This window comes from Lutimonas saemankumensis, assembly GCF_020171465.1.
Lineage (GTDB): Bacteria > Bacteroidota > Bacteroidia > Flavobacteriales > Flavobacteriaceae > Lutimonas > Lutimonas saemankumensis.
In genome coordinates, this window is the sequence record NZ_JAIUZR010000003.1 from 1,322,431 (window position 1) to 1,346,265 (window position 23,835).

General features: G+C 38.7%; 15 protein-coding genes. 3 read left to right on the forward strand and 12 right to left on the reverse strand.

Features of this window, described 5'->3' with window-relative positions; genetic code table 11:
* Positions 1-2: 2 nt before the first annotated feature.
* A complete protein-coding gene (gene ettA / locus LCM02_RS07455) occupies positions 3-1,694 on the reverse strand; it encodes an energy-dependent translational throttle protein EttA (protein WP_224927695.1) in 1,692 nt (563 codons plus the stop codon).
* 148 nt (positions 1,695-1,842) lie between these two features.
* Here ettA and LCM02_RS07460 point away from each other — a divergent pair, with 148 nt between their 5' ends.
* On the forward strand, positions 1,843-3,366 hold the full coding sequence (locus tag LCM02_RS07460) for an alpha/beta hydrolase-fold protein (protein ID WP_224927696.1): 1,524 nt from the start codon (positions 1,843-1,845) through the stop codon (positions 3,364-3,366).
* A gap of 49 nt (positions 3,367-3,415) precedes the next feature.
* Here LCM02_RS07460 and LCM02_RS07465 read toward each other — a convergent pair whose 3' ends face one another.
* The 6 genes from LCM02_RS07465 to LCM02_RS07490 all read right to left on the reverse strand — a co-directional run bounded on the left by LCM02_RS07465 (position 3,416) and on the right by LCM02_RS07490 (position 14,662).
* Positions 3,416-5,512, reverse strand: a complete 2,097-nt coding sequence (locus LCM02_RS07465; RefSeq protein ID WP_224927697.1) for a DUF349 domain-containing protein — start codon at positions 5,510-5,512, stop codon at positions 3,416-3,418.
* A gap of 131 nt (positions 5,513-5,643) precedes the next feature.
* Positions 5,644-6,390 carry a shikimate dehydrogenase family protein gene (locus LCM02_RS07470; RefSeq protein ID WP_317197452.1) on the reverse strand — a complete coding sequence of 249 codons (747 nt, stop codon included), beginning with the start codon at positions 6,388-6,390 and terminating at the stop codon, positions 5,644-5,646.
* Between the two features lie 71 nt (positions 6,391-6,461).
* The gene (gene murQ / locus LCM02_RS07475) at positions 6,462-7,274 is read right to left on the reverse strand and encodes an N-acetylmuramic acid 6-phosphate etherase (protein ID WP_224927698.1); all 813 of its coding nucleotides are present in this window, start codon (positions 7,272-7,274) and stop codon (positions 6,462-6,464) included.
* Positions 7,271-8,731, reverse strand: a complete 1,461-nt coding sequence (locus tag LCM02_RS07480; RefSeq protein WP_224927699.1) for a sodium:solute symporter — start codon at positions 8,729-8,731, stop codon at positions 7,271-7,273. Before LCM02_RS07480 ends, murQ begins: the two co-directional genes overlap by 4 nt.
* 187 nt (positions 8,732-8,918) lie before the next feature.
* Positions 8,919-10,220 (reverse strand): sugar MFS transporter, encoded by a 1,302-nt coding sequence (locus tag LCM02_RS07485; protein ID WP_224927700.1) that lies wholly within the window; start codon positions 10,218-10,220, stop codon positions 8,919-8,921.
* A gap of 161 nt (positions 10,221-10,381) precedes the next feature.
* Entirely contained in the window at positions 10,382-14,662 is a 4,281-nt protein-coding gene (locus LCM02_RS07490) for a translocation/assembly module TamB domain-containing protein (RefSeq protein WP_224927701.1), read from the reverse strand.
* A gap of 255 nt (positions 14,663-14,917) precedes the next feature.
* On the opposite strand from LCM02_RS07490, the gene tsaD reads away from it, so the two are divergent.
* Positions 14,918-15,949, forward strand: coding sequence for a tRNA (adenosine(37)-N6)-threonylcarbamoyltransferase complex transferase subunit TsaD (gene tsaD, locus LCM02_RS07495; RefSeq protein ID WP_224927702.1), 1,032 nt, complete (start codon positions 14,918-14,920; stop codon positions 15,947-15,949).
* 65 nt (positions 15,950-16,014) lie between these two features.
* Here tsaD and LCM02_RS07500 read toward each other — a convergent pair whose 3' ends face one another.
* The 3 genes from LCM02_RS07500 to LCM02_RS07510 all read right to left on the reverse strand — a co-directional run bounded on the left by LCM02_RS07500 (position 16,015) and on the right by LCM02_RS07510 (position 20,741).
* On the reverse strand, positions 16,015-17,259 hold the full coding sequence (locus tag LCM02_RS07500; protein ID WP_224927703.1) for an aminotransferase class I/II-fold pyridoxal phosphate-dependent enzyme: 1,245 nt from the start codon (positions 17,257-17,259) through the stop codon (positions 16,015-16,017).
* Between the two features lie 163 nt (positions 17,260-17,422).
* Entirely contained in the window at positions 17,423-18,460 is a 1,038-nt protein-coding gene (locus LCM02_RS07505; protein WP_224927704.1) for a PLP-dependent cysteine synthase family protein, read from the reverse strand.
* 124 nt (positions 18,461-18,584) lie between these two features.
* On the reverse strand, positions 18,585-20,741 hold the full coding sequence (locus tag LCM02_RS07510; RefSeq protein ID WP_394369929.1) for a S9 family peptidase: 2,157 nt from the start codon (positions 20,739-20,741) through the stop codon (positions 18,585-18,587).
* An 82-nt stretch (positions 20,742-20,823) separates the two neighbouring features.
* On the opposite strand from LCM02_RS07510, the gene LCM02_RS07515 reads away from it, so the two are divergent.
* Positions 20,824-21,147 (forward strand): YbaB/EbfC family nucleoid-associated protein, encoded by a 324-nt coding sequence (locus tag LCM02_RS07515; RefSeq protein ID WP_224927705.1) that lies wholly within the window; start codon positions 20,824-20,826, stop codon positions 21,145-21,147.
* Between the two features lies 1 nt (position 21,148).
* Here the strand turns inward: LCM02_RS07515 and LCM02_RS07520 are convergent, their stop codons facing one another.
* Positions 21,149-21,817: a lysoplasmalogenase gene (locus LCM02_RS07520; RefSeq protein ID WP_224927706.1), complete on the reverse strand. Its 669-nt coding sequence runs from the start codon at positions 21,815-21,817 to the stop codon at positions 21,149-21,151.
* 4 nt (positions 21,818-21,821) lie between these two features.
* Entirely contained in the window at positions 21,822-23,687 is a 1,866-nt protein-coding gene (locus LCM02_RS07525; protein ID WP_224927707.1) for a hypothetical protein, read from the reverse strand.
* Positions 23,688-23,835: the final 148 nt, after the last annotated feature.

Here is a 23,835-nt window from a genome sequence, read left to right on the forward strand (position 1 = left end):
TTTTATCGAATCAGCTTTTTGTATTTTATCCGCTTTGGAATCATATCTCCGCCAAGCCTTTTTTTCTTATTTTCTTCATATTCAGAAAAACTACCTTCAAAAAAGTAGACCTGAGAATCTCCTTCGAAGGCCAGAATATGGGTACATACCCTATCGAGGAACCAACGGTCATGAGAAATGATCACAGCGCAGCCTGCAAAATTTTCAAGCCCTTCCTCTAATGCTCTTAACGTATTTACATCCAGGTCATTAGTTGGTTCATCTAAAAGCAATACATTACCTTCTTCCTTGAGTGTCATGGCCAGATGAAGCCTGTTTCTTTCCCCACCGGACAAGGCCGAAACTTTCTTGTTTTGCTCGGATCCGCTATAATTAAACCTGCCCAGGTAGGCTCTGGAATTTACCATCTTACCTCCCATCATGATCAGCTCCTGTTCATCTGAAAAGTTTTGCCAGATCGATTTATCAGGATCAATATTCGAATGACTTTGGTCCACATAAGCAACCTTGGCGGTTTCCCCCACCTTGAATTCTCCTTTGTCAGGTTGTTCCTCTCCCATGATCATTTTAAATATCGTCGTTTTACCGGCTCCATTGGGTCCAATTATTCCTACGATACCATTGGGTGGCAATTTGAAATTAAGATCATCATATAAAAGCTTTTCTCCAAAAGCCTTCGCCACTCCCACTGCATCTATTACGTTATTTCCTAACCTCGGCCCGTTTGGTATGTAGATCTCCAGTTTCTCTTCCTTTTGCTTTTGATCCTGACTCATCAACTTATCATAACTTGATAATCTGGCCTTTGATTTGGCATGTCTCCCCTTGGGAGCCATACGAACCCATTCCAGTTCTCGCTGTAAGGTTTTTTGCCTCTTTGAAGCTGATTTTTCTTCTTTTGCAAGACGATCGGATTTTTGTTCCAGCCATGAAGAATAATTTCCCTTCCAGGGAATTCCTTCACCTCTGTCAAGTTCAAGAATCCATCCCGCCACGTTATCGAGAAAGTAACGGTCATGGGTGACCGCTATCACCGTTCCTTTGTACTGAGCCAGGTGATGTTCGAGCCAGTGAACAGATTCTGCATCCAAATGGTTTGTGGGTTCATCGAGTAACAAGACATCCGGCTGTTTCAAAAGCAAGCGGCATAAGGCAACCCTCCTCCTTTCTCCTCCAGAAAGATTTTTTATCAAGGCATCTCCCTCGGGGGTCCTGAGGGCATCCATGGCAATTTCAAGCTGTGTATCCAGCTCCCACGCATTAAGCGCATCTATCTTATCCTGAAGATCTGCCTGTTTGGCCATTAATTTTTCCATTTTATCCGCATCAGAATACACCTCTTCCAGTCCAAACATATCATTGATCTTATTGTATTCCTCTAAAATCTCCACAGTTTCTGAAACTCCCTCCTTTACGACCTCCATAACGGTTTTTGAGTCGTCCAGTTCCGGTTCCTGCGCAAGATATCCAACGGTATAATTCGGTGCAAAAACAACATCGCCCTGATAGTTTTTATCAAGACCGGCAATTATTCTTAACAAAGTGGATTTTCCCGATCCATTCAAACCCAGTATTCCGATCTTCGCTCCATAAAAGAAGCTTAAATAAATATTCTTAAGTACCTGCTTATTGGTTCCCTGGTAAGATTTACTCACTCCGGACATGGAGAAAATGACTTTTTTATCGTCTGACATATTTGATGATTTTTAGTTTTTGCTGTTTCTGTTACCCGTTTTCTAAATTCAATTAGGATATCTTTGATTTGGAAAACTCCATTTTGATAAAGAGCTACAAATATAATAGGATTTGTTATTTTTAGGGCAATAACTAATTAAACCTGACATGAAATATTTGGTATATTGCCTGTTTTTTCTGCTTTCCTTTGCAAGTTTACAATCCCAGTCAACGGGTCACAGCCTTTCTGTTGAGGTATCCGTTGATGAAGGGATACTCAATTCTTTTAGCAGATCCGGACGTCTATTTATCTTTTTAACAAAAAATCCTGATCTGGAACCAAGGAATCAAACCTGGCCAAACCCCTATAGCAAAACTCATATTTTTGCCATCAATAAAAATGATTTCCCCCAAGACAGAGCATTGCTATTTGGCCCCGATCAAAACTGGACCAAAACTACAGAATGGGGATTATCGAATGTTCCGGAAGGAATTTATTATATGCAGGCCCTGTGGGATCAGGATACAAAAGAGAGCAGAACCGGTGCTCCCGGAAACCTCTATAGTTCAAAAAAGAAAATAGAGATCAATTCCTCGAAGAAGGTTGCTGTCTTACTAAACCAGCAAATCGAAAAAAGATCCCTTCAAGAACATCCTCTTGCAAAATTAATTGACCTAAAAAGTGATACACTTTCAAGCTGGTGGAACAAAGAAATGCGCGTCAAGGCTTCAATCCTACTTCCTTATGGGTATCAGGAAGGGAAAAGTTATCCGATTCGTTATAATGTCGCAGGATACGGCGGGCGTTACACGCGTTTGAACCGATTATTGGCTAATAAAAAATTTATGGAATGGTGGGAGTCTGATCAGGCTCCAAAGGTCATCAATGTTTTTCTTGACGGAGAAGGCCCTTTTGGAGATTCCTATCAAATGGATTCAGACAACAGCGGCCCCTATGGATATTCCCTGATCCATGAAGTTATTCCGAAAATAGAATCTGAATACAGAGGAAGTAATGATATGAGAACACGATTTGTTGACGGCTGCTCAACCGGTGGTTGGGTTTCACTTGGACTACAGCTGTATTATCCAGACATCTTTAACGGTGTTTACGCTTACAGCCCTGATGCTATTGATTTTAAATACTATCAACTCATTAATATTTATAAGGAAAAAAATGCCTTTTACAATGAATATGGCTATTTAAGGCCAATCATGCGCGATCAATACGGAGAACCCATGTTGTCCATGAAAGAGTTTATCGCTTATGAAAACGTCTTTGGGGCCTCAGACACCTATCTTGATTCCGGAGGCCAGTTTAGTGCACATACGGCTTTATACAGCCCAAAAGGTAAGGATGGCCTTCCCCAGCCCATGTTTGACCACTTGACCGGTGAAATAGACTCACTGGTTGCAAAATCCTGGGAGAAATATGACTTTAAAAAATATGCTGAAAAAAACTGGAAAACCCTGGGGCCAAAATTACAAGGAAAAATATATATCTGGATGGGAGATATGGACCACTTCTATCTCAATACAGGAACCAGAGGCTTTGAAAATTTTATAAAAAACACCAAGGACCCCAAATCGGATGCTATCATTGAGTTTAGTCCCATGGAAGGGCATTGCTCCTTGTTCTCTCACAAGGAAATATTGCTTAAAATAAAAGAAAGGCTTAAAAAATCGGAATAGATATAAATAACAACCCATAAAAAAACCCACTTTTCGGTGGGTTTTTTTGCTAATATTCCATTTTCTTTAAATACGAAAGTTTTCTTTTCCAGACCTCCAGTGATTTCTTATGTCCCTTTATGTTCTTGTAAACATTCTTAACCAGTGGATTATCTTCTGATGCATTTGAAATAAAACTAATATTATTTTCAAGTTGTTTTATCTCCTTGGTAATATCGTCAATCTTTCTTCGAATAAACAGTTGTTCACTGTCAAGTTTTCTCGTACTTTTTTGATCCAACATGGCATCAACAGAATTTTTAAACCGTAAAAAATCTGCCTCATCCTTATCAATATTCAATTTTTTATATGCAGCGTCTAACACCTTATTAAATTTTATATCCAGGTGCTTGACCTTCTGAGGTAATACCCCCAGAGCCCTCCATTGTTCAAGTGCTTTATGAACCAAATCAGCGCTGATATCTTTTCCTTTTTCGATTTCTTGTTTTAGTGTTTCGATAAACTCTTTTTTCTTATCGATCAAAGCGGACTGGTCCTTATCAATATTGTTTTGTTTCTCATGAAGGCGATCAAAATAATAATTGCATGCCTCCTTAAAACGTTTCCAAATCTTGTCCGAATCCTTCCTTGGTACATGGCCTATTGTTTTCCATTCAGCCTGAATCTTTTTATAGATTTCTGTAGCCTCTGCCCAGTTATCACTATCCTTGTGCTCCTCTGCTTTTTCAACAAGGGAAAGTTTCATTTTCAGATTTTCAGCCTGGCCTTTTTTAATATTCTTGTAGAAGGCATTTTTCTCAGCATTAAACTTCCTTGTGGCTTCTCTGAACAATTGCCAGACTTCTTCATTTTTTGATTTTGGGACTTTCCCAATAGCAAAAAATTCATCCCTCAGTTTATCAAGCTCTTTAATACTGATTTGCCAATCTTTATGTGTTTGATTCTTTTCAAAATCGAGACTGTTAATTTTCTCGATAACGGCCAGTTTTAAACCCACATTGGCCCTGTACCTCTCATCCAGGATCTCCTGAAACTCATGTCTCTTTTTATGAATTTTCTTCGTTGCTTCACTGAATTTGTGCCATACCTCTTCTCTTAACTCCCGGGCAACCGGACCTATTTCCTCTTTCCACATTCTGTGAAGGACCTGTAATTCCTTAAAAGCATGGTTCACATCCTCCTCTTCAGTCAGTGCTTCCGCTTTTTCAATGAGTTTCGTCTTTTCCTCAAGATTATGTTTAAAATCCAGATCTCTAAAATCATTGTTCAAATGCAGCAAATCATAAAACCGCTCCACGTGGTGATGATAGGTCCTCCATATATCGTTATATTTTGCATGAGGAATCTGTCCCACTTCTCTCCATCTCTCCTGAAGGTTTCTAAACTTCTTGTACATGGTTGAAGCCTCTGCATTGTCTATCAGCTGCTTTAATTCCTCTATAAGCTTCAGTCTTAACTCAAGGTTTTCTTTTTGAATACGCTCAATATCACGATAAAACTGTTGACGTTTCCTTTTGTAAATACTGAGCTGTTCATCAAATTTGTTTTTAACCGTTGCGTTATAGAAAAAATCTTCAGCCTTCCCACCTGACTTAACAAATTCCTCCTTTTTTTCTTGAATAAAAGCCTTAAATTTCTTTAAAAAATCGATTCTAAGATCTTCTATCTGCTGTTTGATCTCCTGGATATCGAACTCTTCCAACAGACTTTTCATGGTATCAACGACCCCTTCAAGTGTTAGTGTTGAAAGATCTATTTCCGGGAGCTTATTTTTAGTTTCCTCCTCCTTCTTTTCCTCAACGTCCTGACCAGATTTAGCTTCAGTATCCTCTTCGTCTTTCACTTCTTCTTTTTCTTCGATCTTATCTTCGACCTTATCTTCTGCCTTTTCCACTGATTTAGCGTTAGATTTTACTTCTGCTTTCTCCTTGGGCTCAAGTTCCTTAACTGCTTCTTCAGATTCAGATTCAATCGTATCCGTTGTCTCAACTTCATTTATCTCAGGTGCTTCCTGAGTTTCCTTAATTTCTTCCTTTACAGCATCGCTATTGTCTTTCTTCGCTTTTACAGATTTAATTTCCTGTTTTCCTTCTTCTCCGTCTGCCATTGAATCGGATGATAACTGATCATTATTTACGTCTAACATTGTTTCATGTTTAAGGTTCCTAAAATTTTACTTTAAAAAAGTTGTGAAAGATACTAATAGCCCAACAAAGCGCAAAATTATGTTTATAATAAGATGCTTAAATTTTAAAAGGTTGCAGCTCCCTGTATTATCTACGAATTCCAGATTTCCCAAGCCTTTTCTGCCTGATAGACCAGCATGGAATACCCATTAATAACCAGTGATCCTGCTTTCTCACCCATTTTCATAAAGGTGGTTTTTTCGGGATTGTAAATCAGGTCAAATAGTAAATGCTTTTCGGTGAGATACTCATAGGGCAATTTGGGACAATCTTCCACATTGGGAAAGGTTCCAACCGGGCTACAATTAATGATCAATTCATGTGCAGTTATAATATCCATATCGAGATCGTCATAGGTGATGGTAAAATCGTTTCCCTTTTTTCTCGATACGTATAAAAACTCAATTCCCGTTTTGTGCAAAACGTGGGCTATGGCTTTAGACGCCCCACCTGTTCCCAGGATCAGGGCCCTTTTTTCCGAACCCCTCCAGATCGATTTCAGCGCCTTTTCAAAACCATAAGCATCAGTATTATAGCCTTTTAATTTATTACCTGGTAAAATTTTAATCGTGTTTACTGCACCAATATTCAATGCCTCCGCATCAATTTCATCTAAAAAAGGAATTATTTCCTCTTTGTAAGGAATCGTAACATTCAAGCCTCTTAAAATGGCCTGATCTCTTTGTAACTCATTTCTCAAATCATTGATGTCCTCAAGATCATAATTCACATATTCATGATCTTTCAAATTCAACGTCTTGAATTTATCATTGAAATAGTTTCTGGAAAACGAATACGATATATTCCTTCCAATTAAGCCAAACCTTTTTTTATCCACTTCTAAAATCTTCTAATCTTAAAAAAACTTACTGTTGAACCCGCAAAAGAGAGCACAACGATTGGGTTGATTTATTTCTTATAGTTATCTATTGCCGCTCTGACACTCTTATATTTTAACAATAACTCCTGAGCCAGACCCTCATCTATACCCAATTCCGAAGCCACCATCCTTGTTCCCCGGATTACAAGTTTTTCATTACTCAACTGCATATCGACCATTTTATTTCCTCTCACCCTGCCCAGTTTAATCATCACCGAAGTCGAAATCATGTTCAAAACCAGTTTTTGTGCCGTTCCGGACTTCATTCTTGTACTTCCGGTTACAAATTCAGACCCCACGACCACTTCGATGGGGTAAACAGCCTCCTGTGCCACTTCAGACCCTACATTACACGTAACACATGCCGTTAATACATTATTTTTATTGGCGTCTCTTAATCCTCCAATAACATAAGGGGTCCGTCCCGAGGCAGCGATTCCAACCAAAACATCATTTTCATTGATATCAAAATCCTTTAAGTCATGCCACGCCTGTTGAAAATCATCCTCGGCATTTTCAACTGCCTTGCGAAGAGCTCCATCTCCTCCTGCAATAAGTCCTATAACCCAGGTATCCGGAACTCCGTAAGTTGGAGGGCATTCCGAAGCATCTAAAACACCAAGGCGTCCACTTGTGCCTGCTCCAATATAAAAGAGTCTTCCCCCTTTTTTAAATCGTTTCACAATTTCACCTACTAAAGGTTCAATCTGAGGAATGGCTTCCTGAACTGCCAGCGCAACTTTTTTATCCTCATTGTTCATGTTTACCAATAGGTCCCGAACACTCATCTTCTCCAAATCGTCATAGTACGATGATTGTTCAGTAGTGGATCCTTCTCTCATTTCTGTTCTTTTTGTTTAATTAACAATAAACCTATTATCGTGATTAAAGCATTAACTGCAATACTTATAAATCCGAAGTCAAAATTAAAACTATTTTTCAGGTAAATACTCAGTCCATAAGTCAAAGCCGGTGCCATAACACAAATTAAAGGAACCCATCTGTCCTTTACAGTCACCTCAGAAAACATTCCGAGCAAAAACAATCCCAGTAAGGGTCCATAAGTATAGCCTGCCACCTTAAATATTAAAGAAATTACATCTCCCCGGCTTGCTGAAAAAGACATGATGATTAAAAATACCACCAGTGAAAACCCAAAAAGCACTCTGTTTTTCAATTTTCTTTTTTCATCCCCTGACTTATGTGAAATATCCATGAAATCGTAAGTAAATGAAGTCGTAAGCGCCGTGAGTGCCGAATCAACACTTGAAAATGAGGCCGCAATGATTCCCAGCAGGAAACTCACTCCGGTGATCAACCCGAGATGATTGATAGCCAGATTGGGGAATAAGGTATCCGTATCCAGGTATTGTCCTTGTTCACCCACTGGTAAGGTAACTTGAATGGCATCCGCATAGATATAGAGAAGTATCCCCAATCCAAGAAATAAGAATTGCGTCAAGGCCAGTATGAGGCTAAAGGTAAGCGTATTTTTTTGCGCATCCCATTGGTTCTTACAAGTCAGTGTTTTTTGCATCATATTCTGGTCGAGCCCCATCATGGCAATAGCAATCAGAATTCCAGCCACAAATTGTTTAAAAAAATTATTTCCTGACCTTCCATCCCAGTTAAATACCTTAAAAAAATCATGTTGGAGCACCCTGCTTACGGACTCTCCTACAGAAAGGTTCATGGCTGAGGTTATCGAATAAATGGTGACCACAGCAGCGAGGATCAAAAATGTAGTTTGCATGGTATCGGTCCAGACAATGGTTTTTATACCCGATTTATTGGTATAAAGCCAGACGAGTAATAATATGATTATCACAGTTAAATAAAAAGGAACTCCCAGCTTTTCAAAAAACGCAAATTGTAAAATTTTTGCGGCGAGCAGCAATCTTAAAGAGGCCCCAAAAGACTGGGAAATAAGAAAGAATAAAGAGCCCGTTTTATAAGTGGTATTTCCGAATCGATCCTTTAAATACCCATAAATAGAGACAAGCTTCAGTCTGTAATACAATGGTATTAAAACAAAAGTTATAAAAAGATAACCCACCACATTACCAAGAATGAACTGAAAAAAATAGAAGCTATTGTTGCCCACCATGCCGGGAACTGATACAAAAGTAACCCCGGAAAGGGCTGCTCCTACCATTCCAAAAGCTACCAGAAACCACGGAGACTGCCTGTCACCGGTAAAAAATGACTCATCACTTCTGTTCCTGGAAGTGAAATAAGAAATGGCCATGATAAAGCCAAAATAAACGACAATAATTGCGAAAATCAGAATTGTACTCAAGCTTTTCTATTAAGGATTCCGTTCAAAAATAGGCTCAGTTATCCGTAAATAAAAACGAAATGTAAATTATTTTAAAATGTACAGCATGGAGTAGTTTCTCAGGCTACCCCATATGCTATACCAACTCAAATAAAAACTTAAAATCTATCTGTAATTTGAATAATTCAAAATAACTAAATCCAGGAGTTTACCTCCAAGATTTAATCTTATGCCCTTTTAATGCATATAAGAAGATTATGATATATGCGGGAAGGAGGATCCAATATCCCTGATTAGCCGATTGAGAAGTCGCTAAAACTTCCTCCATGCCTTCCGCCAGATACACTTCTTTCAAGTAATCTACCAATCTTCCGTAAAGTGGCGTAAGTATTGCTCCACCTGAAATTGCCATGATCAGAAATGCGGCTCCTGTTTTTGTAAACTTCCCTAAACCATCAATAGCCAATGGCCAAATTGCGGGCCAGACCAGGGCATTAGCGATACCCAATGCGGCAACAAGCAGAACCGAAGTAAAACCGGTAGTATTGACAATAACAAGACTTAAAACAATACCCAGCAACCCACTAAGTCTTAAAGCAGTCGTCTGGCTCATATATTTTGGTATTAATATAACCCCAAGCGCATAAGTTCCAACCATTGCAAACAAAGTAAAAGTGGTAAACCATTTGGCCTGTGAAACTGGAAGTCCAAGTGATAAACCGTAAGCGATAATAGAATCTCCGGCAATCACCTCAACACCAACATACATAAACAAGGCTATAACCCCTAATATTAATTGTGGAAACTGAAAAATACTGGTTTTTACTGATTTAGCTCCTTCTTCCTCTTTTATTGGTTCAGCTTCAACATGAGGAAGCGGGGCTTTGCGTATTAAAATTCCCAATACAAAGAGAACAACTGCCATAATAATATAAGGCACAAAAACACTGTCAGCCATCGTATCGAGTAACTGGTTTTTTTCCTCTCCGGTAACCGTTTTTAGTTTCTCATTCACCTCATCAATTCCTGATAAAAGAAGTGCTCCAAATATCAAAGATCCTAAAGCCCCTGCAACTTTATTGGCTATACCCATGACGGAAATCCTCTTCGCAGCGCTTTCAATGGGTCCCAGGATGGTTACATAAGGATTCGCAGCGGTTTGCAATAAAGTCATTCCCGCTCCCTGAATAAAAATTCCTAAGAGGAACACCCAGTACGTTCTTGCATTAGCTGCGGGAATAAAAACCAAGGCTCCTAATGCCATAACGAACAGGCCAATAGACATACCTTTTCTGTATCCCGTCTTCGCTAAAATTGCTGATGAAGGCAAAGCCATAACAACGAAAGAAATATAAGAGGCAGATGCCACCAGATAAGACTGGGCAGCGGTAAGTTCATTGATAGTTTTCATGAATGGGATCAAGGCTCCGTTTATCCATGTTACAAAACCAAAGATAAAGAACAAGGCTGCGATGATCATTAAGGGCACAAGAGATGATTGTTTGGACATATCCTAAAATTTAATGTAACTAATTAAGTTCTTTTTTGGGGGGAACCGGCAATAAAAATAGTATTTATTAAAAACTACTCATGTAATTTTCTACAAAATACAACAATCCTTAGATAAATAACCGTTTTTCGGCATAGAAAAGAAGTTGTCAGAATAGCATATTAATTTCCTTTTTTAGCGGATTGAGCTCTTACCTCCTTATATTCCTGTCTAATAAGTTTCTTTTCAGCTCTCACGCTATCCCTCTGCCCCTTGGTCATCTCTTTTTCCTCAGCCGTCTTTTTTAAACCAAGCTTTTCCATGAACTCTCTTCCATTATTGAAATCAAATCTGTAAGATATTCCAACACCCTGGGTATACCCTTCTCCTTCAGTTGGGTCAAAATAAATCTCATTTTGCCTGTTATAAACTTTGGCCTGAAACGTTTCAGCTTCATTCAGAGGCACCTTGACTTCAACTTCTCCAATAACACTTGAATTGGTATTTGAACCAACAGGAACTCCTACCTTTCCGCTTACTATGACCTTGTCCGCAATTCTTCCTGAAACTTCCAGACCAAGCTGATCATCTGTAATTACGTCCTGAACGCCCGATTCAACCCCAATGTCGTAAGTAACCCCGACCTCAAAATTTTCGTTATCGCTCTCCAACATGTTTGAAAGGAGTTGGGATGCCTTTTGAGCAAGGGTTCCTGCAATAGCGGCATTCCCGTCAAAATTTGTCCTGTTATTCTCGGTTCTGGCAAAGGCACCAGTGGCTAAAAGTGAAAAGTACTGCGTTAGCTTTTCATCCTCATTTCTTAGTTTGAAATCAAGTTCGCTCGCAACATCAGAACTGGCATTCGGTATTTTAATGTCAAAATCCAGATCAGGTGCCGAAAGATTTCCGGAAATATTGGTATACAACTCAACGTCAAGTTTTCTCGAACTGGCTATGGCATCAAGCCAGACGGAAGGGTTCGCTTTTGCGTAGTGGATGGCGGTGATATCAAGTTGAGCGTCATATGGATTCCCTTCCCAGATAATGGTTCCACCTTTTTGAACGATAAAATCCTTATTCACAATATTCTTGAACTGATATTCACCATTGTCCACGACTAGATTTCCAAACATTTCAAATTTACCTTTGGTGTCAATATTCAAAACCAGATTTCCATCTCCTGAGCCCTTTAATATACTACCAGTAGCCCTGTCCAGGACAATTTGAGCAACGGCCTCTTTGGTTACCTTTAATTTAAAATTGAGATTCAATCCTTTCAGCTTTTCAAATACAATACTTTCCCGGTAATTCTCTTCCTCCTCTTCGGTTTCAAAAGTTTCAAAATGAATCAACCTGGAGGTATTGACTGTACTGACATTTCCTAACGGAACGTAAAAGGCTGTTCCAGCTTTGGTGGTAGCATTTACATTAATGGTAAGATTATCCGTATACCCCTTTAAGGTTGTTGTCCCTGCCATAAGTCCTGTACCATAGTAAAGGGCTCCTTCTTTATCTTCTGTATTCAGAATCAACAGATTATCGGTTCTTAAAACCAGGTCCAAATTCCATTTCTTAAAAGAACGATGTGTTATGGTCCCATCAATAATACCTGTTGTTCCCATAGCTTTATCCCTAACTCTAAAATCTTGAAAATCAAATGTCTGACCATAAAGTTTTACCACTGATTCTCCTGAGAAATCGTAATCAACATTTAAATATGGCAACATCAATCCGGAATCCACCAAGGTAATTTCACCCTGGATATCAGGATTTGACAACCTGCCCGTGACCGTAGCTTCTCCCGAAGCCATTCCTCGCAATTTTGACAGTACATTTTTTCCAAGAGGGCTAAATCCATTAATCCTGAACCTGTCAAATTTTGCCGTAGCCAAAATTGTTGGGGCATTGGACGTCAGGTCAATTTCTCCCTGAGACTGTACTGTCCTTAATCCACCGTTATCCAGAAAAAGATCATAAGTGTAGTTGCGAATATTATTGTCAGAAGTAGCCTTGAATTTCAAATCACCGTAGTAATCATTGTTAATACTGAAATAATTGATATCCATGTCGGCAATGGGTAAGGTCTTTCCGTTAACTGTTCTTAAGTTGACGGTACCATTAACTTTTCCATCAAGGGAAACACTGTCAATCGAAGGCGTAATATCTTCAAGGTTCACGTTTTGAAGGCTCAAATCGAGGTTTTTATCCTGATCTGTGGTAATGAGACCTGCCAGGTGAATTCTCTGATCACCACTCACCATATTGAAATTATCAAATGCAAAGGTTCTTATCTCCTTATCGTAAACCACCTTATTTTGATTGTTATTCTCAGGATTGATCAACCACTGGTTGTCCTTAAAAATCAGTTCTGATCTTTTCATTCCGAGAACAGATTGATTATTTTCATTAATGGTATGATAAAAACTAAAGGTGTATTTCTCTCTTTTTTCTTTACCTCCAATCATTTCAGCACGTACAAACAAGGTATCCTTCAACATGACATTAACCATGTTTATATCTGCAAGACTATAATATTTATGATCAATTTCATCAATGCTCAATAAAGTATTGTACAAAGGATTCTGATTATCTACCTGAAGGTTAATCTTGTCTACAGCGTAATCAAAGGCCTCAATCTTGGGAGACTTGATGGTGAGATTAAAAATATCACGATCCGAATCCACAGAACCTTTTATAAAAGAATTCGGGCCAAGTTGAATGTCAGGAATAAAAACATCTATGATTTTGCTGTAAATACTGAATCTAAAATCCAGAAACTGTCCTGCTTCGACTTTCTCCTTTTCAAAATTGACAAACAGGCTGCCCAGGGAATTGACTCCCAGTTTTTTAAGATCCCTGAATCTAAAATTTCCCTTAATGTATCCATTGACTATTTCTGAAGAATTTACCTTTATTTCCCTTATGGTATCCTTGTTCTCCGCTGTTATCGTAAAGTCCTTAAAAAAATAATCGTCATTTTGATTTGAATACGAAGCATCCTTAAAGCTGATAACCCCCTCCATATTATCCAAACTGCTTCCCGTAAGATCCATCTGGATCTCACCCTTTAAAATTGATTTTTCATCCCTTGTAAAAAGGTTTAGCTTCAAGAAATCGGCATAATCTACATCAGCGTTAAAATTAAACTTTTTATCATCCCCAAGTTCAGCTAAACCTCTGAATTCTAGATTTATGTTTGGGTCGTTCACACGTAAATAGCCATCAAACTCCTTATCTCTCAAAACTCCGTTAATATCAATATTTGAATACGTGTAACCTTTATACTGATGTTTTGAAATATGACCATTCACCTTTACACTGATGTTGTCAATTGAAAATCCCTGCCCTTCAACCTCTCCGATCATGGAAAATTCGCCAATTAGAGAATCCCTTACAAATTCCCCAAGTTTAAAATCAACAAGTTCTACCTTTCCTTTATAAGAAACGAGATCTCCCTTATCAATATCTTTCAAACTCAAATCAACATCTGACAATCCCAGCTGAGCAATGGTTCTCAACTGGATATCGATATCTGATTTTGTGATATCAACTTTTCCTCTACTCGAAAAATATCCTATTTTTTCAAGTTCCTTTGGAATTCTGGCCCCAAGTAGATCAGGCAATAAATTAACCAAATGATCATAATTTGAACTAATTTCCCTGATATTTCCTTTCAATCTGAATTTCTCAGGATAAAGGACATTCTTAAGATGCACGGTTCCTCTCAATGAAGACTGTCTGTCAGATTCAAGATCAATATCCTCTACAACAAAATCATTAATTGTTCCTTTAGCCTTTGCTGTGAAATGTATAGCATCATTCTTTCCAAACTGGCCGTAAAATTTTTTAAGATCAGACAAAACTACGTCGCCTTTCTTAAAATCTGCTTCTATCTGTACCTTATTGGTGAAATCCGACAGATCGTCCAATTCATAAGTAAATACAATGTCTGCCTCCAAATTCGATCCTCGGGTTGCCAGCCGGGTATCCAGGAATTCCATACGAGAATTGGAGTATTTGAAATTTGTCGAGAAATTTGTTACCGAAACATCATGATTTTCAATCACTCTTAAATCATGAATATTTGCACTAACATTGGATCCTTCTACCTTGAAATCATCAAAATCGCCATAAATATTCTTGTAGAAAACAATGGGTCCCTCCCTCTTATTCTCATTGAACAATACAAAATCTACATTCTCAGCGATAATGGAAGACGCATACATTTTAAACTGTCGTCCTTCTCTTGTACTGTCTTTTTTAAATTTCTTTACAAATACTGTAAGATTGTTTTTTTCCTCACCCTTGTAGGTTTTCATTAACAAAGCCCCGTCATCGAGATAAATCTCGCCAAAATCCAGCTGGCTCGTAAATAAATTCCGATAATTCAATATTGAGGTTTCAATGCTTCCGGCTGAAATCAAGGTATCGCCATGATGATCTTTAATCAAAACGTTGTCCAAGGAAATGTTTCGTATGGAAGATAAGTCGAGTTTTTCAATGTTTATATTGGTGTCATACCTCGCATTAACCCTGTTGGTAACAACTTTTGCCAGGCCGGTCTGAACACTTGAAAAAGAGAAGATAATACTTAACAGAACCAGTAAAAAACTGCCTATTAGAAAAATACGAATTGCTATTCTTTTTAACCGCCTGATAATAAAATATTTCTAAATTTGCATGTTTAAAAGTACAATATTTGTGCCTAAATTTTTGACATGTCAAAAAAAACTATTCACATACTTGCTATAGAGTCATCTTGTGATGATACAGGGGCATCTGTGCTAAAAAACAACAGGGTTCTATCCAATGAAGTTGCCGGACAAAAGGTCCATGCCGCATATGGAGGAGTGGTTCCTGAGCTTGCATCCAGGGCCCATCAGCAGAACATTGTTCCAGTAGTGGATCAGGCTTTGAAAATTGCAAATGTTGACAAGAGTGAACTTGACGCCATTGCATTTACAAGAGGCCCCGGATTGATGGGGTCATTACTGGTGGGAACATCATTTGCAAAATCCCTTTCCATTGCGCTGGATATCCCACTGATACCGGTAAATCACATGCAAGCCCATGTTCTGGCTCATTTTATAGAGGACGAGTCACAGAAACAACCGCCGTTTCCATTTCTTTGTATGACTATAAGTGGAGGACATACCCAGATATTGAGGGTAAACAGCCATGAGGATTTTGAGATACTTGGTGAAACCATTGATGACGCAGTAGGAGAAGCTTTTGATAAAACGGCAAAATTACTGGGGCTACCTTATCCTGGTGGTCCTTTGATTGATAAAAATTCAAAAAAAGGAAACCCTTTGGCATTTAGCTTTTCAGAACCTAAAACCCCGAATCCACTGGACTTTAGCTTTAGCGGATTTAAAACAGCAATTCTTTATTTTCTTCAAAGGGAACAAAAAAAGGATTCAGATTTCATTAAAAATAACATCAATGACATTTGTGCTTCTGTTCAACGCAGCCTTGTTAATATACTGATGAACAGATTAAAATTGGCAGCGGAAAAATCCGGTATTAAACACGTGGCCATTGCCGGAGGCGTTTCTGCTAACTCTGAGATCAGGTCGACGCTCAAGGCCATGGAAAAAGAATTGGGTTGGATCACCTATATTCCTAAATTTGAATATACAACAGACAACGCAGCCATGATTGGTATCGTAGGCTATTACAAATACCTGAGTAAAGATTTCTCAAGCGAAAATGTTATTGCCACATCAAGACTTGACATTAATAAATAAAACGCCACAAAGTAAAAAAAGCCGAAGAAAGTATCTTCGGCTTTTTTTTATTGATTTGAGCTATATCACATAAGTGAAGCTGCGATTCTCTTGTAAAATCCTTTTTTAAGTTTTTCTCTTATAGAAGAAAATGCTTCAATCGTTTCGGCAACATCATCCAAATTGTGCGCTGCAGTAGGAATCAATCTTAACAAGATCATTCCCTTTGGAATAACCGGATATACAACAATAGAACAGAATATTCGGTAATTCTCTCTGAGGTCATTTACCATGGCCATTGCTTCAGGAATGTCTCCTTCCAAAAATACAGGGGTCACACAGGTGTTCGTTTTACCAATATTAAATCCTTTTTCAACAAGGCCATTCTGCAAGGCATTAACATTTTCCCAAAGTTTTGTTCTCAACTCCGGCATTGTCCTGATCATATCCAATCGCTTCAATGCTCCTTTTACCATGGCCATTGGCAAGGACTTGGCAAACATCTGAGATCGCATATTGTATTGTAAATATTTAATTACATCTTCATTTCCTGCGAAAAAAGCACCGATTCCTGCCATGGATTTTGCAAACGTTGCAAAATAAACATCAATGGCGTCCTGAACCCCTTGTTCCTCGCCTGCACCCGCACCGGTTTTCCCTAAAGTACCAAATCCATGGGCGTCATCAACGAGCAATCTAAAATTGTATTTTTCCTTAAGAGCTGCAATTTCCTTCAATTTACCCTGCTCTCCTCGCATACCAAAAACACCTTCACTTATCACAAGAATACCTCCATTAGATTCTTCGGCTTTCTTTGAGGCTCTTATAAGGTTTTTCTCAAAGCTTTCCATATCGTTATGACGGAAAGTAAATCTTTTACCCTGATGCAATCTGGCTCCGTCAATGATGCATGCATGTGAATCCATATCATAAACCACTACATCATTCTTCGTAACCAAGGCATCAATGGCAGAAACCATTCCCTGATAGCCAAAATTTACCAGATAGGCTGCCTCTTTACCAACAAATTCAGCACATTCACGCTCTAATTGTTCATGATAATCAGTATGTCCACTCATCATTCTGGCTCCCATTGGGTAAGCCATTCCATGTTCCTTTGCAGCCTCGGCATCAACCTTCATAACTTCAGGGTGATTAGCCAGACCCAAATAATCATTGATACTCCAGGTAATTACCTCCTTACCATTGAATTTCATTCGGTTGGAAATATTTCCTTCTAATTTTGGAAACACATAATATCCTTCAGCCTGCTTTGCCCACTTGCCAAGCGGCCCTTTATCCTTAGTAATTCTCTCAAATAAGTCTTTCATAAATCTGTCTAATTTCTATAGCCAATCATTTAAATCGCCTATTTTAAATTATTTGCAAAAATAGAAAAAATACTTAAGCAACAATTTCTATGTTCACAGTTTTTAAAAAAAAGAAAAGGCCGCTTTGAATTCAAGCAGCCTTTTTATTAAATCTTCATAATAATTATCTTATAATCTCCAAGGAATTCGTCTCTTGCTTTTTTGCATCAAAAAAGCCTTGCTCCCTCATCCAGTCATCACTGTATACCTTTTCCATATAACGTGATCCATGATCCGGCAAAATCATGACAACCATTGAATCTTTGTCAAAATAGCCCTGATCAGCATACTGCATCGTGGCCTGTACCACCGCACCACTTGTATATCCGGTAAAAAGCCCTTCCTCAAGAGCTAACTGTCTGGCTTTATGGGCAGCATCTTCATCAGTTACTTTTTCAAAAACATCAATCACCTCAAAATTTGTCGCCGTAGGAATTAAGTTTTTTCCCAATCCTTCAATTCTGTAAGGATAAATCTCTTCGGTATCGAAATCAGAAGTTTCGTGGAATTTTTTCAGTATTGAACCGTAGGCATCTACACCCAAAACTTTAATGTTTGGATTCTTTTCTTTCAAATATTTACCAACCCCGGAGATTGTTCCTCCAGTACCACTTGCCACAACAACATGTGTAAGTTTACCTTCCGTCTGCTCCCAGATTTCCGGCCCTGTAGACAAATAATGAGCCTCTGAATTCAGTTCATTAAAATATTGATTGATATATACAGAATCCGCTGTTTCGTCGTGAAGCCTCTTGGCAACCTGATAATAAGATCTTGGGTCATCTGCACTTACATTGGCCGGGCAAACATATACCTTTGCTCCCATGGCTCTCAACATATTGATCTTTCCCTTGGAGGCCTTGGAATTGACCGCTAAAATGCATTCATATCCTTTTATGATGCAAACCAAGGCAACACTAAATCCTGTATTCCCGGAAGTCGTCTCTATAACCTTGCTGCCTTTTTTAAGGATTCCCTTTCTCTCGGCCTGCTCCACAATATGTGTAGCAATTCTATCTTTCATCGAATGGCCCGGATTAAAGGCTTCATATTTTGCTAAGAACTGACCGTCTAACTCTTTTGTAATTCTATTTAATCTAACCAATGGGGTATTACCGACTAAATCTAATATATTATTAGTTATACCGTTATGTTTTTTCATAAAAATATAATGCTTTGATTATAAAAACCGGGGGCAAATTTAAGTAATTTTTTTAAACTACTACTTATTATCTCCATAAGATTGAAGCAAAGGTTCTTTAAGTTACAATAATACAAAAAAATAATTATTCGGTAATCCCTTCAAGATCAAGTAAAAAACAATAATCACGGGCAACTTCCTTTAGAGCATCAAACCTCCCGGAGGCACCGCCATGACCTGTTTCCATATTGGTATAAAGGAGTAATTTATTGTCATCTGTTTTGTTCACCCTTAGCTTGGCCACCCATTTGGCAGGTTCAAAATACTGCACCTGGGAGTCATGTAAACCTGTCGTGACCAGCATATGCGGATAGTCTTGTTTTTTTACATTATCATAGGGTGAATAAGAAAGCATATATTCATATGAATCCTTATTCTTTGGATTCCCCCATTCATCAAACTCTCCCGTGGTGAGTGGAATATCTTCATCAAGCATGGTAGTCACCACATCCACGAAAGGAACCGCCGCAATTATACCGTTAAAAATTTCAGGATTAAGATTAATTACAGCACCCATGAGTAAACCTCCTGCGGAGCCGCCCTCTGCGTAAAGATGTGATGCGGAGCTGTACTTTTGCTCGATCAAAAATTTCCCGACATCGATAAAATCATAAAAGGTATTTATCTTATTGAACATCTTACCATCTTCGTACCAGGCACGACCGAGGTATTCACCTCCCCTGATATGAGCAATAGCATAGACAAAACCCCTGTCGAGCAAACTCAGTCTCACCGAACTGAAACGATCACTGACTATACTACCATATGATCCATAACCATAAAGTAACAAAGGGGTATTTTCATTGATTTCAGTTGATTTTCTATAAACAAGTGAAACGGCAACTTTTTTACCATCACGGGCGGTGGCCCATAACCTTTCACTGGTATAATTATTCTTGTCAAAATTGCCTCCTAGAACTTCCTGTTCCTTTTTTACCTCTTTGGATTTATCGTCAACGTTAAAATCGATCACTGAATTCGGGGTTGTCAATGAGTTATAACTGTAGCGGATGATATGGGTATCAAATTCAGGATTGTTGTAAACCGATGCCGTATAGGTTTCCTCATCAAATGGCAAATAAAAATCTTCTTCATCATGCCATCTTTTGATTCTGATTTTGTTCAGTCCGTTGGTCCTTTCTTCAAGCACTAAAAAATCCTTAAAAATAGATATATCCTCCAGTAAGGTGTTCTCACGGTGAGGAATTACATCTACCCAGTTTTCCTGTCCCGTTTTTTCGACAGGGGTTTTCATCAGTTTAAAATTCGTTGCTCCCCCGTGATTTGTAAGTATATAAAAGTCATCCCCATAGTGAGCCACGCTGTATTCCAGCTCTCGTTGGCGAGGCTGAATGATCCTGAAACTTTCTTCCGGTTTGTCAGCATCCAGAAATCTGTATTCAGTTGATAAGGTACTATAGGACCCAATGATTATATATTTTTGGGATTTTGACTTGTAGACAAAAGTCCAGAAGGTTTCATCCTGTTCCTCAAAAATCAACTCATCCTCGGATGCGTCGGTTCCTAAAATATGTTTGTAAATCTTATCACTTCGAAGGGTAACAGGATCTTTTTTCGCATAAAAAACAGTTTTATTGTCATTTGACCAGGCTGTGCTTCCTGTCGTATTCTTAATAACCTCTGGAAATAATCTACCGTTTTCCAGATTTTTGAACATGATGTCATACTGCCTGCGGCTTATAGTATCCACTCCAAAAGCAGCTACATTGTTAGCTCTGTTGACATTCAGGCTTGTGAGGGCATAATACTCATGCCCTTTGGCAAGCTCATTAACATCCACAATGATCTCTTCTTTGGCCTCCAGATTCTCTTTTTTTCTTGTATATACAGGATACTGGCTACCCTTTTCGTATCTGGTAATATAAAAGTAGCCGTTCTTTTTATAAGGTACCGACTCATCATCTTCTTTAATCCTGGATTTCATTTCCTCAAAAAGATCTTCCTGAAACTTTTTTGTATGTCCGGTTACTGAATCATAATAATCATTTTCGGCATTCAAATAGTCGATAACCTTCTTGTTTTCACGTTCATTCAACCAATAATAATCATCTATTCTCACATCACCGTGAATCTCCATTTTTTTTGGAATCCTTTCAGCTACTGGAGGTTTTAACCCCTTGTTTGGCATATTTCTAACTTTTTTGTTATCCAACTTTTCATTGTTACAGGAAAATGCAAAAGTAATAGATAAAATAATGACACTAACATTTAATTTCTTCATTTAAAATCGCCGTATCTCTTTAATTCGTAATTTTGTTTTCCCACGAAAATACAAATCAATTCTAACTTTAAAAGAAATAATTATGTTTGGAGATATGGAGGGCATGATGGCAAAATTGAAAGAGGCCCAGGCGAAAATTGAAGAGACCAAGAGCAGATTGAATACCGTAATGGTTGATGGAGATGCAGGTAATGGAATGGTCATTGTTACCATTACCGCCAATAGGGAGGTAAAGAATATTGCAATCGATGATGAGTTGCTGGAGGATAAAGAGGCTTTGGAAGATTATCTGATCCTGGCACTGAACAAAGCCATTGAAAAAGCAAACAAAATAAATGAAGCTGAGATGGCTGCTGCCGCAAAGGGAGGGCTGCCTGACATTCCGGGAATGGACATGTTCAAATAATTTATTTCCTCACCTTTTCAAGTTGTATCATATAATGCGTAATCAGAAACTGAGCTGATATATAGGTCACCATAATCAGAAGGCCATAGGAAGGCTTTTCTGAGTGAAATTTATGAAGCGCGATCATGGAGTCAGAGATAATGAACAAAATGGCTCCTACTAATAAATACAGCGTTATTTCTCTGTTTCCGGCGAGAAAATTCACCAAACTTACAACCCCAAAAACAGAAATTGCAAATCCGTATACAAGTACCGGGACCAGAAATGGGCCCAGGCCCGGATATAAAAACCATATCAGTACAATATAGAATCCCATAAACGGGATAGAAGATTTTACCCGGATATCCCGGGAACTTTGCTTCAGTCCTTTGGAGAATAAAAAAATATAGAGCAGCTGGGTAATTAAAAATGCAGCGATTCCATACAAGAACAATTTATTCTTATCCAGAAGCAGGACATCACCCAAAAAGGAGAAAAAAAGAGCCAAAAGGAAAAGTTTGTTCTTTTGATCTGAAACAGAAAGGTAAAATGCAATTAGCGAAGGAATAATCAAAGGTTTAAAAAGCGTCTGCCAAAAAATGTTATTGAATAGTATGGCAAGTAGGTCAGCCAAAGAAACAATAAGAAAAATCGATAGAAATAATCGTGAAGCCGGCCTGGTTGAACTCATAAAATTAAAAGTCAGGTAAAATACAGTTTTCTGATAGATTCAAAAGTAATGGATTTAGTCCTTCCTTCAACGCCCTTGTCATAACTTTTGAAGATTCCTCATGACACTCAAGGCAGGCCCCTACCTTAAGAACATGTTTCTGTTCTTCAATATTCAAGGGCCTGAAGTCTTTACGAGTTGACACTTTTCCATCTGATTCCCCCTCCAGGAAGCCTATCCATGCATCTTCAGGTTTGCCATCGATAGGGTTATCAGCATAATCCGGTTCAAAACTCCATTTTCCTGTATTTCCATGGATCGTGTATATAAGTTTCCCTTTGCCATAACCCAGGGCTGAAGGATCCTTATGGCAGGAAGCACAGCTTCTTGCGCCCTTGCCCGTGGTATGGGGGGCATTAGCCGCATAGAGTCTTTCAAACTTTTCTTCATCCCCTGCCTCTATGGACAAGATCATTCCCGGTATGGCCGGTTGGTATTTTTTGCCTTCTTTAACCTCTCTCACTCCAAGTGAAGGAAGCCCTGTTTCAAATTCGAAGACATGCTCTACCCAGGTTCCACGTGTCAATTGTTTATCCAGCAGATCATATCCTCTTTGCGTCTCATTGTAAGTATTATGACATCCGATACAGCGTGGAGCCCACTGAGAGTGACATGTGGAACAACTCAATTCGGAATGCGCAAGATCTCTGGCACAAGTCTCTGCCTGAGGTTTAATTAAGTGTTTCTTTCCGTCCTTTTTACCTATCAGATAAAGATTTTTATTTTCATCGAGATAAGTGTTCACCAAAGGGTGCCCATCATCTTTAACACGTAACATTTTATGGTCCTGATGCGAATATTCCCGGTGCATAAACACGAGTAAGGATTCCTTATCAAGGTCTTCATAATTTACTGTTAGCGGTTCCTCCTGATAATGACAATCATCACAGCGCAACGAAACCGCGTCTTCCTCGTGTATATACCTGTTCCCATCCCCCATCACCTCGTGTGAACTATGGCAATCAATACATAACAAACCTTTGGAATGATGCACATCTTCCCCCTTGAATTCATAGACCCTTTTGTCCTGAAATACCTTGTACTTTAAGGTGTCCTTAACCTCATCCTCTTCCAGTAAGGTTTCGTGCCATCCCATATAGTTGGATGAAATTCTGGAGGACCTGCTGTGACATCCGAAACAATGTTCATCCTGCACAAAAATATCTGTTGAGGGATGAACCGTAGGTAATTCTTTTTTTGAAGATGAAAGATAGTTATGTAAATGATTCTCGGCCTGATCTGAATAGTTTAAATGACATGCGTTACATCCACCTCCCCTGCTGAGTTGATCAATTTTTCCCAATTCGGTTTTCTCTGCCCCCAGATGACAATTCGCACAAAGGTTTCTTAAATGTTCATCTGAAGAATCATACCCGAGATTTCTTATATCATAATGAAGATCGGGGCTGTCCGTTTCACCAAAAACATATTTATCTACTGCAACAATACCGCTATTGGTGGTCATCAAAGATTGACTGACCTTATACAGTTCATCAGGATGACAGGACCCACAGGTCTGTTCTGCATTACTCAGATTTCCCGGAATCAGGACCATATCCTGATGGGCTTTCTTTTTGTCGGTTTCGCTTCCGTTGCCAAGGTGACAAACTACACAACCTATTAAACCCGGATCGTGATATTTTGAAAAGCCTTCTACCCGGATGTGGCATTCCATACAGGATTCTTTTGACTCGTCGATTTTATCATAGGCATATTCAACTGTGTTTTCCAACTCTTTGTCAAAATGTTTCAACACCTGCCATATTGATACAAAGATCAGTATGATCATTGCGGGCCAGCTCCTGCTGAAATATTTACGGAAAGCACTCATCTTTACTTTTCAGCTAATTCTCAACAAAACTACGACCACCATTTTTTTTAAATTATGAGCAATGACAGTTTTTTGACTCTGATATGTGACCGGAGTCACATTTCAATATGATTTTTATCAGCTAATCAACTCCTTCTCAGCTCTAATT